General features: G+C 48.9%; 14 protein-coding genes. 4 read left to right on the top strand and 10 right to left on the bottom strand.

The features are described from left to right. Positions 1-12: 12 nt before the first annotated feature. The 8 genes from rseP to rpsB form a co-directional block, all read right to left on the bottom strand. Positions 13-1,368 carry a sigma E protease regulator RseP gene (rseP, locus tag VP504_RS14970; RefSeq protein WP_325891871.1) on the bottom strand — a complete coding sequence of 452 codons (1,356 nt, stop codon included), beginning with the start codon at positions 1,366-1,368 and terminating at the stop codon, positions 13-15. Next, a complete protein-coding gene (ispC, locus tag VP504_RS14965) occupies positions 1,365-2,561 on the bottom strand; it encodes a 1-deoxy-D-xylulose-5-phosphate reductoisomerase (protein WP_325891870.1) in 1,197 nt (398 codons plus the stop codon). The genes rseP and ispC overlap by 4 nt, the downstream gene beginning before the upstream one ends. Before the next feature lie 66 nt (positions 2,562-2,627). Then, positions 2,628-3,476 (bottom strand): phosphatidate cytidylyltransferase, encoded by an 849-nt coding sequence (locus VP504_RS14960; protein WP_325891869.1) that lies wholly within the window; start codon positions 3,474-3,476, stop codon positions 2,628-2,630. Positions 3,477-3,486: 10 nt separating this feature from the next. Further along, positions 3,487-4,257, bottom strand: a complete 771-nt coding sequence (locus tag VP504_RS14955) for an isoprenyl transferase (protein WP_002536381.1) — start codon at positions 4,255-4,257, stop codon at positions 3,487-3,489. A 75-nt stretch (positions 4,258-4,332) separates the two neighbouring features. Continuing rightward, a complete protein-coding gene (gene frr, locus VP504_RS14950) occupies positions 4,333-4,890 on the bottom strand; it encodes a ribosome recycling factor (RefSeq protein WP_002536380.1) in 558 nt (185 codons plus the stop codon). A gap of 57 nt (positions 4,891-4,947) precedes the next feature. Further along, positions 4,948-5,676: a UMP kinase gene (gene pyrH, locus VP504_RS14945; protein ID WP_062667595.1), complete on the bottom strand. Its 729-nt coding sequence runs from the start codon at positions 5,674-5,676 to the stop codon at positions 4,948-4,950. 86 nt (positions 5,677-5,762) lie between these two features. Then, positions 5,763-6,605, bottom strand: coding sequence for a translation elongation factor Ts (tsf, locus tag VP504_RS14940; protein ID WP_325891867.1), 843 nt, complete (start codon positions 6,603-6,605; stop codon positions 5,763-5,765). A gap of 131 nt (positions 6,606-6,736) precedes the next feature. Then, positions 6,737-7,465, bottom strand: coding sequence for a 30S ribosomal protein S2 (gene rpsB, locus VP504_RS14935; RefSeq protein WP_002536376.1), 729 nt, complete (start codon positions 7,463-7,465; stop codon positions 6,737-6,739). 315 nt (positions 7,466-7,780) lie between these two features. Here rpsB and map point away from each other — a divergent pair, with 315 nt between their 5' ends. From map to VP504_RS14920, 3 genes are all read left to right on the top strand, one after another. Beyond that, on the top strand, positions 7,781-8,578 hold the full coding sequence (gene map / locus VP504_RS14930) for a type I methionyl aminopeptidase (RefSeq protein WP_325891866.1): 798 nt from the start codon (positions 7,781-7,783) through the stop codon (positions 8,576-8,578). Positions 8,579-8,630: 52 nt separating this feature from the next. Continuing rightward, on the top strand, positions 8,631-11,252 hold the full coding sequence (glnD, locus tag VP504_RS14925) for a bifunctional uridylyltransferase/uridylyl-removing protein GlnD (protein ID WP_325891865.1): 2,622 nt from the start codon (positions 8,631-8,633) through the stop codon (positions 11,250-11,252). Between the two features lie 168 nt (positions 11,253-11,420). Then, positions 11,421-11,798 (top strand): DUF3461 family protein, encoded by a 378-nt coding sequence (locus VP504_RS14920; protein WP_251877774.1) that lies wholly within the window; start codon positions 11,421-11,423, stop codon positions 11,796-11,798. Between the two features lie 308 nt (positions 11,799-12,106). Here VP504_RS14920 and truC read toward each other — a convergent pair whose 3' ends face one another. Together truC and VP504_RS14910 are read right to left on the bottom strand one after the other, a co-directional pair. Further along, complete coding sequence (gene truC / locus VP504_RS14915; RefSeq protein WP_325891864.1) at positions 12,107-12,838, bottom strand: tRNA pseudouridine(65) synthase TruC; 732 nt, start codon at positions 12,836-12,838, stop codon at positions 12,107-12,109. 11 nt (positions 12,839-12,849) lie between these two features. Next, positions 12,850-13,170 carry a YqcC family protein gene (locus tag VP504_RS14910; RefSeq protein ID WP_325891863.1) on the bottom strand — a complete coding sequence of 107 codons (321 nt, stop codon included), beginning with the start codon at positions 13,168-13,170 and terminating at the stop codon, positions 12,850-12,852. Between the two features lie 229 nt (positions 13,171-13,399). On the opposite strand from VP504_RS14910, the gene VP504_RS14905 reads away from it, so the two are divergent. After that, positions 13,400-14,437, top strand: coding sequence for a DUF3549 family protein (locus tag VP504_RS14905; RefSeq protein WP_325891862.1), 1,038 nt, complete (start codon positions 13,400-13,402; stop codon positions 14,435-14,437).

Below are 14,437 nucleotides of genomic sequence, written 5' to 3'. Positions count from 1 at the left end.
AACGCTGAATGTTTATAGTCGGGCGAAATCGTTAAATATCGCTACAGCCATCAAAGTCATAATAATTGCTGTACCTACCCGATATCCCATATCCTGCACTCGTTCAGAGACGGGGCGACGTGTCACGGCTTCAATACCAAAAAACAACAGGTGTCCGCCATCAAGAACCGGTAACGGTAACAGGTTAATAATGCCTAAATTAACGCTGATTAGTGCGAGAAAGCCGAGAAAGTATACCAGACCGAAGTCTGCGGTCATCCCTGCACCTTTTGCAATTGAGATAGGTCCACTCAAATTCTTTACTGCCACGTCACCTGTGAACAGTTTTTTGATCATACCTGCGGTGAGCGACACCACCTGCCAGGTTTTATCCAAGGCCGCCGGAATGGCATCCAAAGGGCCATATTGAAGCGTCAATTGATGCGACTCAGGCCAAGGCTCTACCTCTGGGGCAAAGCCTGCATAGCCTGTTGCCTTTCCATCCTGCACATTGGCATCTGGCGTTAAGATTAAAGATACTGCTGTACCATCACGTTCAACAACCAAGGGTAAAGCCTGTTCAGGGTTCGCACGAATGGTCTCAACCACTTCGGTCCAGTCGGTTACCGCGCTACCCCCAAGAGACACCAATTCATCGTTGACGAGAAGCCCCGCTTTTTCAGCAGCGCTGCCTTCAACCACATTCGCAATCACGTTTGTGATTTCTGGGCGGTAAGGTGTCATTCCAAGAGTGCGCAGCGCTGACTGTGATTCAGGGTCAAAAGACCAGGTTGTCAAATCCAGATTTTTCTCAACTGCGTATGCTGCATTTTCATCTGGTTTGACTGCCACTGTCATGTCACTGTCACCAATATGAGCGATCAACTGGAAATTAACTGATTCCCAATCTGGCGTTTTGATACCAGAGATCCCAGTTAGTTCCATTCCCGGCTCTAAGCCGGCTTGGGCGGCAATAGATTGGGGAGCAACATCACCAATAATCGGTTTTACCGCTGGTACACCAATGAGCATCACCAACCAATACGCCACAATTGCAAACAGGAAGTTAGCCACTGGGCCTGCAGCAACAATCGCACTACGCTGCCAAAGCGGGCGGTTATTGAATGCTTGCTCTTTCTGGGATTCAGGAACGTCGTCTACACGCTCATCAAGCATTTTGACGTAGCCACCCAATGGGATCATCGCTAATGTATATTCAGTGCCATCTTTGCCCACTTTTTTCCAAATAGACTTACCAAAGCCAATCGAAAAGCGCTCAACTTTCACACCACATTTACGCGCGACCCAAAAATGGCCGTACTCATGTACTGCAATCAAAATACCAAGAGCAATGAGGAAAAATAGCAAGTTCCAAAGAATGGCGCTCATTGTGTTAACTCCATGATCCTTTTCTGAGCAATGACACGTGCTCTGTCATCTACTTCTAAGAGGCTTTGAATGCAAGAAGGTTCCGACAGCTCGGCCTGTTGTAGCACAGCATCATTTACCTCAGCAATCTGCATAAATCCGATTTGCCCCTGCAAGAAAGCATCAACACCCACTTCATTAGCCGCATTTAATGTGGTGGTGGCGGCTTGTCCCACGTAACAAGCGTCAATGGCCAACTTCAGACACGGATAACGTTTGAAATCAGGTTTAAGGAAAGTGAATTCACCCACTTCGCTGAAATCCAAAGGCTTCACACCCGCCTCAATACGGTCAGGATAAGCCATTGCGTAAGCGATAGGTGTACACATGTCAGGCAAACCCATTTGCGCCAGCACTGAGCCATCTCGGTATTGCACCATTGAATGAATCACTGACTGGGGATGGATAATAACATCCAACTGCTCACGACCGGCGTTAAACAACCAACGCGCCTCAATGTATTCAAGACCTTTGTTCATCATGGTGGCGGAGTCGACGGAGATTTTAGGCCCCATCGACCAGTTCGGATGCGCAATTGCCTGAGCAGGTGTCACACGCTCTAGAAGTTCCAAGTCTGTGCAACGGAATGGACCACCAGAGCCTGTAAGAAGGATTTTACTGACGCCTTCTGCTCCCAGATTACATATACCTGGGCTGGACTGAATGCTTGCAGGAAGACACTGAAAAATCGCATTGTGTTCACTGTCGACTGGCAGAAGTTCAGCACTATATTGGTGAACCGCATCGATAAAGAACTGCCCGGACATCACCAGTGCTTCTTTATTTGCCAATAAAACGCGCTTTCCAGCTTTCACGGCCGCCATAGTTGGAATGAGACCCGCAGCGCCGACAACTGCTGCCATTACCGTATCAACGTCAGTGTGATCAGAAATCGCAGAGAGACCCTCAATGCCGCTAAGCACTTCTGTTGGACAGCCTTGATTTTTCAGAGCCAGACGCAAACTTACGGCAGCTTCAGCATTTGCCATAGCGGCGAACTTTGGACGCCACTTGAGGCACAAAAGAAGCATCTCATTGACGTTGGCATTCGCTGCGAGTGCGAATACCTCGTAGGCGTGAGGATTCTTTTCAATCACAGAGAGTGTGCTGGTACCAATCGAACCGGTTGCACCAAGAATCGTTATCTTACGCATAGGAAACTCTAATTTTTATTCCACGTAGCCTTAATACAACTCACCGGCGAAACGCCGGTGAGTTTGTTACGCAAGCCAGAAATACAATACGGTGAATACTGGGAATGCGGCCGTCAGGCTATCTATTCTATCTAGTATACCGCCATGTCCAGGCAAAATGCTGCCACTGTCTTTCACACCCGCGACACGCTTAAACATGCTTTCCGCCAGGTCGCCCAAAACTGAGGCGAAGGAAGTGATCAAAGCAACAAGACCTAACATAGCAAGAGAGGAGAAAGGAATAGAGAAATACTGGGCAGCGGTCAAGGTTACAGCAACTGCTGCGATCAATCCGCCAATCAGACCTTCAACCGTTTTATTCGGGCTCACCGAAGGTGCCATTTTGCGCTTACCGAAGGTCTTACCTGCAAAATACGCACCGGTATCAGCAGACCAAACCAACAAACAAACCAAAAGCACCATCTTAGCGCCAAGGTAAGGGGAAACATCGAAGTGATAGGCACGCAGAAGAATAACGCTCCAAAGGAACGGGAGCAGCGTCAGTACGCCAAACCCTTGCTGTACCGCGTTGCTCTCGCCCCACCAACCTGTTCCTCTTGGATAGCGCAGCACCATCACAGTGGCTGCCAGCCACCACAATGCACCAGCAATCGCCAACACACTGCCACTTGTGGCGGTGAGTTGAAAGCCATCTTGAGTCACAGGTAACGCAAACAGTGAACCGACAAGAATGATTGCAGGGAAAACAAATGCGCTAAAACGGGACGAGGCAGCCACAAACTTGGTCCACTCCCAGTGGCCAAGTAAAGTGACGCCTGCCACAGCAATCACGAAAAGTTGTAACGGCAAAAAGAAAATACCGGCGATAACAAGCGGTGCCAGTACCAGTGCCGTTAAGACACGTTGTTTCAGCAAACGAAACCCTCTATTTTTCTACTTGTAACATGGCCTTGATCTGCTCACCGGTACACCCAAATCGGCGTTCGCGGTTGATAAACCAAGCAATAGCATCGGTGAGACTTGTCTCGTCGAAATCAGGCCAGAATTGTTCGGTGAAATACAACTCCGCATAGGCCGCTTGCCACAGCATAAAGTTGCTAATGCGGCATTCGCCGCTGGTGCGTATCATCAAATCTACGTCTGGCAGACCAGAACAAGACAGGTGCACCTGAAGATCACCTTCAGTGAGTTGCTCTGCAGGAATTTCGCCACGCTCTACCTGAGCAGCAAGCTTTTTAACAGCCTGCATAATATCCCACTGACCGCCATAGTTGGCAGCCACGTTCAATACCAATCCGGTATTGTTAGCCGTTAAAGCTTCCGCTGCGGCAATTTTATCTTGTAACGACTGGCTAAAGCGCGTGGTATCACCAATTACCTTGAGCTTTACGCCATTTTTGTGAAGACGTTTCACTTCACGTCCCAGCACAGTGACAAAAAGCTCCATCAACAGGCTGACTTCTTCCTCTGGACGACGCCAGTTTTCACTACTGAATGCAAACAGGGTCAAAACCTGAATACCAAGACGATTAGCAGCTGAAACAGTTTTTCGAACGGCGTCAACACCGGCTTTGTGGCCAAACATACGCGCTTTGCCACGCGCTTTGGCCCAACGACCATTTCCGTCCATGATGACGGCGATGTGTTTGGGAAGTAGGCTGGGATCGATTTCTTGATGGAAAGATTGGGAGCTCATCATTATCCTTCGCAAATAAAAAGCGCTGTACTGCTAGCACAGCGCTTCGGCAATGGAATCAGAGTGTAGCCGGAATTAAACTTCCATCAACTCTTTTTCTTTGGCTTCAAGAATTGTGTCAATTTCTTTAACAGCCGCATCAGTCAGTTTCTGGATGTCGTCCTGACCACGACGTTCTTCGTCTTCAGAAATTTCTTTTTCTTTCAGCAAGCCTTTCAGATCGCTGTTCGCATCACGACGGATGTTGCGCACTGCAACACGACCACCTTCAGCTTCACCACGAACAATCTTAACCAGATCGCGACGGCGCTCTTCGGTCAGTGGCGGTAATGGGACGCGAATAACGGTACCTGCAGACATTGGGTTCAAACCCAGATCTGAAGTCATGATCGCCTTTTCGATAGCTTGGGTAACAGACTTATCGAAAACAGTGATAGCCAGAGTACGCGCATCTTCAGCAACAATTGAAGCCAATTGCTTCAGTGGAGTTGCAGAGCCGTAGTAATCTACAGACAGGCCATCAAGCAGTGCTGGATGCGCACGACCAGTGCGAATTTTAGATAGAGTGTTCTTCAGCGCTTCAACGCTTTTCTGCATGCGCTCTTTCGCATCTGCGTTAATTTCATTGATCACGAGAATATCCTTGAAGATTCTTTTTTCTAACGATGGAGATTATGCCACTAAAATTGATTAACCGTTATCAATTAGTGTGCCTTCTTGCTCACCCATCACAACTCGACGCAGTGCGCCAGGCTTATTCATGTTGAAAACACGAATAGGCATCTTGTGATCGCGAGCCAGAGTGAAGGCAGCCAAATCCATCACTTTCAATTCTTTTTCCAGCACGTCTTGGTAAACCAAGTGGCTGTATAGTTCTGCATCCGGGTTTTTAGCTGGGTCGTCAGTGTAAACGCCATCTACTTTGGTTGCTTTAATCACAACGTCAGATTCGATTTCAATGCCACGCAGACACGCTGCTGAATCTGTGGTGAAGAATGGGTTACCAGTACCTGCAGAGAAAATCACCACACGGCCGTTGCGCAGTTGACTGATAGCTTCCGCCCAGTTGTAGCTGTCACACACACCGTTCAGAGGGATAGCAGACATCACCCGCGCGTTCACATAGGCACGGTGCAGTGCATCGCGCATAGCCAGACCGTTCATCACAGTAGCCAACATACCCATGTGGTCGCCCACAACCCGGTTCATACCCGCTTCTGCAAGGCCTGCACCACGGAACAGGTTACCACCACCGATAACCAAGCCAACTTGTACTCCAAGTTCAACCAGTTCTTTGATTTCTTGTGCCATGCGGTCAAGCACAGCCGGATCAATACCGAAGCCTTCTTTACCTTGCAGCGCTTCGCCACTCAATTTAAGCAAAATTCGTTGATAAGCTGGTTTTGGGTTTGTAGTCATTCTCACTACCTTTAGGCACTAACTTCTACGGATGGGATTGTGAAAAGACCGCAGGGTTCTGCGGTCTTTTGGGTCTCAAAGAGGTATTAACCTTTCTGAGCGGCTGCAACTTCTTCTGCGAAGCTCATGCCAGCAGCTTTCTCGATACCTTCACCCACTTCTAGGCGGATGAAAGTAGAAACAGAAGCGCCTTTCTCTTTCAGGATGTCACCTACAGATTTCTTAGGTTCCATGATGAAAGGTTGACCAGTCAGAGAAACTTCGCCGGTGAACTTCTTCATGCGGCCTTCAACCATTTTCTCTGCGATTTCTTTTGGCTTGCCTTCGTTCATCGCGATTTCTACTTGAACTTCGCGCTCTTTAGCAACTACGTCAGCTGGTACATCGTCAGGAGTTACGTACTCTGGACGTGATGCAGCAACGTGCATTGCAATGTGCTTCAGAGTTTCTGCGTCGCCTTCACCAGCAACAACAACACCGATGCGCTCACCGTGACGGTAAGAAGCCATCGCTGAACCTTCAACGTAAGCTACGCGACGGATAGAGATGTTTTCACCGATTTTAGCAACCAGCGCTACGCGATCGTCTTCGAACTTCGCTTGCAGCTCTTCTACAGTTGCTTTAGTTGCCGCTGCTTCATCAGCAACTGCGTTTGCAAAAGCAGCAAAGTTGCCGTCTTTAGCAACGAAGTCAGTCTGGCAGTTAACTTCAACCAGAGCAGAAACACCATCAACTTCTTTGATGATGATTGCGCCTTCAGCAGCTACGTTACCTGCTTTCTTAGCAGCTTTAGCAGCGCCTGACTTACGCATGTTTTCAATCGCCAGCTCGATGTCGCCGTTAGTTTCTACCAGCGCTTTTTTACATTCCATCATGCCTGCGCCAGTACGTTCGCGCAGTTCTTTTACCAGGGCAGCGGTAACAGCCATTGTTCATTCCTCGATTCGAAACTATTTGGGTAAAAATCAGGGGCCCATAGTTGGCCCCTGCTAACCTACTTAGCTTACAGTGCTGTCTGTGACAGTCTGATGGCTAAGAACGCTCACAAGGAGCAAGTATCTTATTCAGCGACTTCAACCAGCTCGTCTTCTGCTTGAGCTACGATGTCCTGGCTACGGCCTTCAGTGTATGACTGAGCTGCAGCGTTCAGGTACAGTTGAACTGCGCGAATCGCGTCGTCGTTACCTGGGATAACGAAGTCAACGCCGTCTGGGTCAGAGTTGGTATCAACTACCGCGTACACTGGGATACCCAGGTTGTTTGCTTCTTTAATCGCAATGTGCTCGTGATCAGCGTCGATCACGAACAGTGCGTCTGGCAGACCGCCCATGTTTTTGATACCGCCCAGAGACTTCTCAAGTTTCTCCATTTCACGGGTGCGCATCAGAGCTTCTTTCTTAGTCAGCTTCTCGAAAGTACCGTCAGTTGACTGTGTTTCCAGATCTTTCAGACGTTTGATTGACTGGCGAACAGTTTTCCAGTTAGTCAGCATACCGCCCAACCAACGGTTGTTCACGTAGTACTGATCACAGCTTTCTGCTGCTGCTTTAACAGATTCGCTAGCGGCACGCTTAGTACCAACGAACAGTACTTTACCCTTACGCTCACCAACTTTGGTCAGCTCAGCCAGTACGTCGTTGAACATTGGTACAGTTTTTTCTAGGTTGATGATGTGAACCTTGTTACGTGCACCGAAGATGAACGGCTTCATCTTAGGGTTCCAGTAACGAGTCTGGTGACCGAAGTGAACACCAGCTTTCAGCATGTCGCGCATTGAAACAGTAGCCATTTTAATTCCTCTTGGGGTTAGGCCTCCACATATCCCATACATCCGACCCTCAAAGGGCACCCCGGAGCATGTGCCGATATGTGTGTGTGTTAAAAAATAAGTGTTTGTCGAAACCACCTAAAAAGAACCGGGAGACCCGATTAACCATTAAGGCGTATTTCGGCGCGCTTTATACCATAAAACGTGCCTGTGAATCCAGTATAAAAAAGTCAGTGAGTCACCAAGTGAGGTTCCCACATGGCGATGCGATTGATAATATGTAGTAATAGCAGTCAATTCCTCCCTTGCTATGAGGGAGCCAACTGAGAGAAAGCAATGAGCGCCACTATTAAATCGGCTGAAGAAATCGAAAAAATGCGTGAGGCCGGTCGCCTTGCGGCAGAAGTGCTTGAGATGATCGAACCGCACGTGAAAGCAGGTGTGACGACTGAAGAGCTGGATGATATTTGCCACAAGTACATCACGGAGACACAGCAAGCGATCCCTGCACCGCTCAACTACCATGGCTTTCCAAAGTCAATCTGCACATCAATTAACCACGTTGTTTGTCATGGCATCCCGAACAAGACTGACGTGTTGAAAGATGGCGATGTCATCAATATCGACATCACTGTTATTAAAGACGGCTATCACGGTGACACCTCTAAAATGTTCATGGTGGGTGAAGTGTCTGCGGAAGACAAAGCACTGTGTCACGTTGCACAGGAAAGCCTTTACCAAGCACTCAAGAAAGTTAAACCAGGTGCACGCATCGGCGATATTGGTACTGAGATCCAGAAATTCATCAAAAACCGTCCGCGCCGCTACTCAATCGTAAAAGACTACTGCGGCCACGGCATTGGTGCTGAGTTCCATGAAGAGCCACAAGTGGTGCACTACAAAAACAGTGACCGTACCGTAATAAAAGCAGGTATGTGCTTTACCATCGAACCAATGATCAATGCGGGTAAATTCGGCACGCTATTGGATGATGACGACGGCTGGACGGTATATACCGTTGATGGCAAGAAATCGGCGCAATGGGAACACACCATTTTGGTGACAGATAGCGGTTGTGAAATCCTGACTCTGCGCAGTGAGGAAAAACTGCCTCGCATTTTGAACAACGCATAATTTGAAAAACAGGAGTCGGCCAATGTGCCGACTTTTTTTATCAAGGAAGATAATGAACGACGTTTTGCTCTCACCCAGCGAACTGACTGCCGAGCAGCTCAATCTCACCGAGCTCAAAAATCAGCTCGCACTGTTTGCCGACCAACAGAAGACAGCGTTTCTAGGCCGAGCATCTGTGACAGATTTGGTATACCAGCGTTCTGATTACATTGATGCCGTACTCGAAAGGCTGTGGCAACATTTTGAATTCCACCATCATCCCAACCTGTCACTGATCGCGGTTGGCGGTTACGGACGCAGAGAGCTTCACCCTCTTTCTGATATCGACCTTTTGATTCTCTCTGAAAACGGCATAGATAAAAGTTATCAAACACGCCTTAGTGAATTCGTCACGCTTTTGTGGGATTTAAAACTGGAAGTCGGCCATTCCGTGCGCACTCTCGCTGAGTGCATGGATGTCGGCCTAGACGATTTGACCGTCGCCACCAACTTGCAGGAATCCAGATTGCTGTGCGGCAGTGAAAGAATCTTCCACGAATTGAAAAACCGTATTCACTCTGAGCAGTTTTGGCCCAGTGAAAGGTTCTTCAAAGCCAAAGTCAAAGAGCAAAAAGAGCGTCATGCCCGATACCATGACACGGCCTACAACCTGGAGCCAGACATCAAATCCAGCCCGGGCGGTCTCCGTGATATTCATACCCTGAGCTGGATTGCGCGCCGTCATTTCGGTGCCACCAGCCTTCGAGAAATGAGCAAATACGGCTTTCTGACTGACGCTGAATTCCGCGAGTTAGATGAATGCCAGACGATGCTGTGGCGCATCCGTTTTGCCCTGCACCTTGAACTTCGTCGTTATGACAACCGCCTCACCTTCGCCCATCAACCTTCTGTTGCTGAAACTCTCGGTTACCAAGGCGAAGGAAACCGTGGCATAGAGCTCATGATGAAAGACTTCTACCGCACACTGGGAAGAGTTTCTGAACTCAACAAAATGCTGATCCGTCTGTTTGCACAGGCAATTGAAAACGAGCCCGACAGTAAAACCATTGAAGTGCTGAGCGATGACTTCCAACGTCATGGCCGTCAGATTGAAGCGCGCAAGCCTGCGTTGTTCCAGGCACGTCCTGACACCATCATTGATATGTTCCTACACATTGCCAATGACAAGTCGATTGAATCTATCTCAGCACCGACACTCAGACAGCTTCGCACCGCTCGCCGTCGTTTGAACCGTTTTCTGTGCGACGTGCCAGAAGCGAAAGAGAAGTTCATTTCGCTGACCCGGCACCCAAATGCGCTACACAAAGCCTTTCCCTTGATGCACAAACACGGCGTGTTATCTGCGTATTTACCACAATGGAGTCAGATTGTCGGCCAAATGCAATTTGACCTCTTTCACGCATACACCGTGGACGAACACACTATCCGTCTGCTCAAGCACATCAATGGCTATAGCTACGAGGAAAACCGCGAGAAACATCCTATATGTTGCGACGTATACCCTCGCCTCGCCAAGCCTGAGCTTTTGCTGCTCGCAGCGATTTTCCATGACATCGGTAAAGGCCGCGGTGGCGACCACTCAGAGATTGGTGCAGGAGAAGCATATACTTTCTGTATTGACCACGGATTCTCTCGTCCAGAGGCGAACCTTGTCAGCTGGCTGGTCGGTAACCACCTCCTGATGTCTGTCACCGCTCAACGCCGTGATATTTATGATCCGGAAGTTATCACCGAATTTGCGCAAAAGGTACGTGATGAAGAGCGTCTCGACTACCTGATTTGTCTGACGGTGGCCGACATCAACGCCACCAACCCAGAGCTTTGGAATAGTTGGAAGCGCACTCTTTTGGCGGAGCTTTACTACTCCACCCAGAAAGCGCTGCGCCGCGGATTGGAAAATCCGCCAGACATCCGTGAACGCATTCGTCACAACCAACATCTCGCATCGGCGCTACTGCGGAAAAACGGACACACGCCACGCGAAATTGAACTGCTTTGGCAACGTTTTAAAGCAGATTACTTCTTGCGCCATACCCACAAACAAATTGCCTGGCACAGCGAGCATATCCTCAGCCACGAAGGTGATGAACCTTTAGTGCTGGTGAGCAAAAATGCCACCCGCGGCGGTACAGAGATTTTCGTTTATAGCAAGGACAGACCAAGCCTGTTTGCCCGAGTGGTGGCCGCACTTGATAAGAAAAACCTCAGCGTTCACGATGCGCAGATCATGACCAGTAAAGATGGTTTTGCGCTGGATACGTTCATGGTGCTGGACTCACACAACGAAGCAATACAATCCGATCGCCATGAAAAAATCCGCGAAGGTGTCACACTGGCGCTCATTCAGGACGGGCCGATTACCATTCCGGTCAAACGTGCTTCACGTAAGCTGATGGCCTTTAATGTGAAAACACAGGTCTCTTTCCTTCCAACCCGCACAGGACGTCGCACATTACTTGAGTTGGTCGCGCTGGATACTCCAGGATTATTGGCACGGGTGGGAGCGGTATTTGCCCGCGAAGGCGTTTCCTTGCAGGCTGCAAAAATCACCACCATTGGTGAACGTGCTGAAGACTTTTTCATTGTCACTGACGGTGAACGACAGGCCTTATCAGATGAAGTCCAGAAAACGCTCAGAGAGGCATTATTTGATGCCTTAAATGACGCGAGTTAATGGAATAAAAAACTAGAGAATTTCGCTCAGTCAGCATGTTGGGCGATCTTGACCACAAGTCTCAGACATTGATCATATCGGTAGTTGGGGCTAGAGAAAGGATGCTGCTAAAGTGAGCAGTAAGTGATTGAAACTGTAGTCTGATCTGACGAAATAGAGGGGTAGTTTATGTATCAGAACCTGCAAAACATCGGTATCGAAAATCCAGAGAACATCGAACGTTACACCCTGCGTCAGGAAGCTAATTCAGACACGCTGAAGATTTACTTTCACAAAGCTAAAGGTGAATTGTTTGCTAAAAGTGTGAAGTTCAAATACCCACGCCAACGTAAGAATGTCGTCGTCGACAGTGGTAGCGGTCGCTTCCGCGAAGTCACAGAGATCAACCGCAGCTTGTCATTGGTGGTGGATGAGCTGGATAAGATTGTGCGTCAGGAACAATCCGAGCAAGACACCAAGAAGAAGATCCTTCGTGACCTTCGCCATCTGGAAAAAGTGGTTGCCAGCAAGATCGCAGAGATCGAAGCCGATCTGGAAAAATTGTAACAAGAAGGTCCTAGGATCTAGACTCCCAGGGGCTGTTGACCTTTGGTGGTGATTTTTGCAGCAGTTTGTGGGGATTTTATGCAAGGCAGAGGCTTCGATGTGTAGCTAGCCTACATGAGAAGCCGATAACGCAGCAGAAATCCCCCACAAACGCTGCCCGAAGGGCTCTGCTCTAATCGTTTTACGCTTTGTTGAGGTGTACTTGCTTAGAATGACTAGGCGGCACACACCTCGCCGCGCCTAAAACGCTTATAGCTAGAACAAAATTTAACCACCAAAGGTCAACAGCCCCTAGGACCTTCTCTTCCTCAGAGCGCTTTGCCCCACCCCAGTCCTTCCAACACCCGTCGCCAGACATCATCAACCTTGGCATCAACAACAACATTCTCACCCGTCACAGGATGCTCAAACTCAGAGTGTGAGGCATGAAGCAACAGTTGGTGGCATTCAAATTCCCGACGAAACAGGCGATTGTGTCTACCATCACCATGATTTACATCGCCCACGATATGATGGCTCAGATGGTGCATATGACGACGAAGCTGATGCTTACGTCCAGTATGTGGTTTCATTTCCACCAGCGTGTAACGGCAGCTTTGGTAGCGACCCACAGGGATAGGTAACTCCGCATGCGCAATCGGTCGGTACTCAGTGACAGCCTCTTTGGCTTCAGGCTCAGCCGTCGCGTATTTATCTGCCACCTTATCCAGTTCTTCTTTTAGAGGATAATCCAGAATAGCGCCTTCTTTGATCCAGCCGCGAACGACCGCATGGTAGGTTTTGTGAATGTCGCGCCCAGCAAATTTTGGCATCATCTGTGAGGCCATTTCGGACGACAGCGCGAAAAGCAAAACACCAGAGGTTGGGCGGTCCAACCGGTGAAGTGGAAAAACATGCTGACCAATCTGGTCTCGTAACGTTTGCATGACAAAGAGGGTTTCGCCTTTGTCGAGCCAGGAGCGGTGTACCAACATACCTGAAGGCTTGTTAACGGCAATCAGCCACTCATCACGGTAAATAATTTCTAGTTCAGTTTGCATATTAAAAGCGGTTATTGCGGTGTAAACAGGGCATCAAGGTCCAGCGAAACACGGGTAATGTCAGCGTACCCTCCCTGACCGCGCATTGCTTCTTCCACATAAGGAGCAATAGAAAATGACTCAGGCAAAGGCTGTCCGTGTTGCAACAGGAACGCCATTTTCGGGATAAAAATCCATTGAAGCCATTCGGCACAACTTAAGGTATCAACCGCGAAAGGTTCGACGCTTGAAAGAGCCTCGCTCGAGGGTGGCTCACTTTGCCAGTGACCATGCTCTTCAAGCGTGTCTTTGAGTGCCAACAGCAAGGTACCGACTTTTTCGTGTTTGCTCATAGAAATTGCTCTCTTTTAACCGCTTTTGCGTCCAATGGGTTGAAATATCAAACTGGCGCAAGCATATCACTAATCAACGCTAAACGATCTGAAATCCGCACTCCCATCGTTCAGCAGTATTCAGTGAAAAGCGCTGTTACGAATCCTTCGCCGCCAACAGGCGCGAGAATGGTACACTCACCGCTGTTTCACTCATCGCCAATGAAGGCAACACAAATTAGAAGTCATCATGGAAAATACGCTTTCTCTTAACGCCATATTGAGTCAGGCAAACTGCGAATTTCTGGTATTCGATCTCAGCCGACGCGTCACGCCAATCAGCAACAAAGACTTTGTGGCGATTGAAGAAAACCGCATGCCCTATCCTTTTCCTGCACAGCAACATGCGCAAATCGGCATCGCTTTCTGGCAGCCAAATCAAGCTCCCTGGATTTGGTTTTTAAAAATGCCTTTGGATGAGCGTGGCCTTCTCAACCAGGCAGCACTTGGCGATTTCATCCAATATGTGGCGCAAGCCATGGGCGCAACGCTAGATAAAACACCGACGGAAGAAGAGCAGGAAAAGCTTGCTGCCAATCCGTATACCTTTAATCCGCAGGATGATAAGAAAGCCATATTCCATGCATTCCTGACCGCAAAGCTGAACCAGCCGGCCAGCCAGTTTTATGACCATGCGCAACATTACACCTCCGGTGAACTTGGCTGGGAAGAGTGGCAAGGAGTAGGGCTTCAAGGAATTGCCGATCTGTGCACGCGTATGAACAAGCACAACAACCTTACCCGTTTGCGTAAAGCCCTCTCAAACATGCCGCAGCCACCCAAATATGCATTACTGGGCTGTCTCGAGCATTGCGATATTCCGGACTCACTGGCCAATCGCCTTGAAGAAGAGATTCAGGTCATGCTGTCTGGTGGAGAAACCGACCTGTTCCTTCTCACTGCTCATGTTCGGGCACTGGCTGGTGCGAAACCGGACGTCGTGCATCGTATCGTTAAAAGTATGTTGGGAACCGAAGAGCTTCGTCATCGCGAGATGTTGATTGCGATTGCAGGGCGCTGCTGGCAGGCATTATCAAATGAATCGTTGTTAGACGCCTTTCTTATCGCCGTTGCTGATCAGAAAGATCAGGCCTTCTTTCAACAGATGGTGGCAGACTTAGTAATGATCCCAGCGCTCCGCCCGCAAGTCTTGGGGCTGTTACATGGCTCTGCCTCTCCAGATTTGCTTGATGCAGTGAAGCAACTTCAGCAATCCGTGAAGGCATAA

Origin of the sequence: Grimontia sp. NTOU-MAR1, assembly GCF_035758505.1 — a bacterium.
Taxonomy (GTDB): Bacteria; Pseudomonadota; Gammaproteobacteria; order Enterobacterales; family Vibrionaceae; genus Enterovibrio; species Enterovibrio marinus.
The sequence above is the reverse complement of the archived record's forward strand: the minus strand, read 5'-3'. Positions and strand labels throughout refer to the sequence as shown.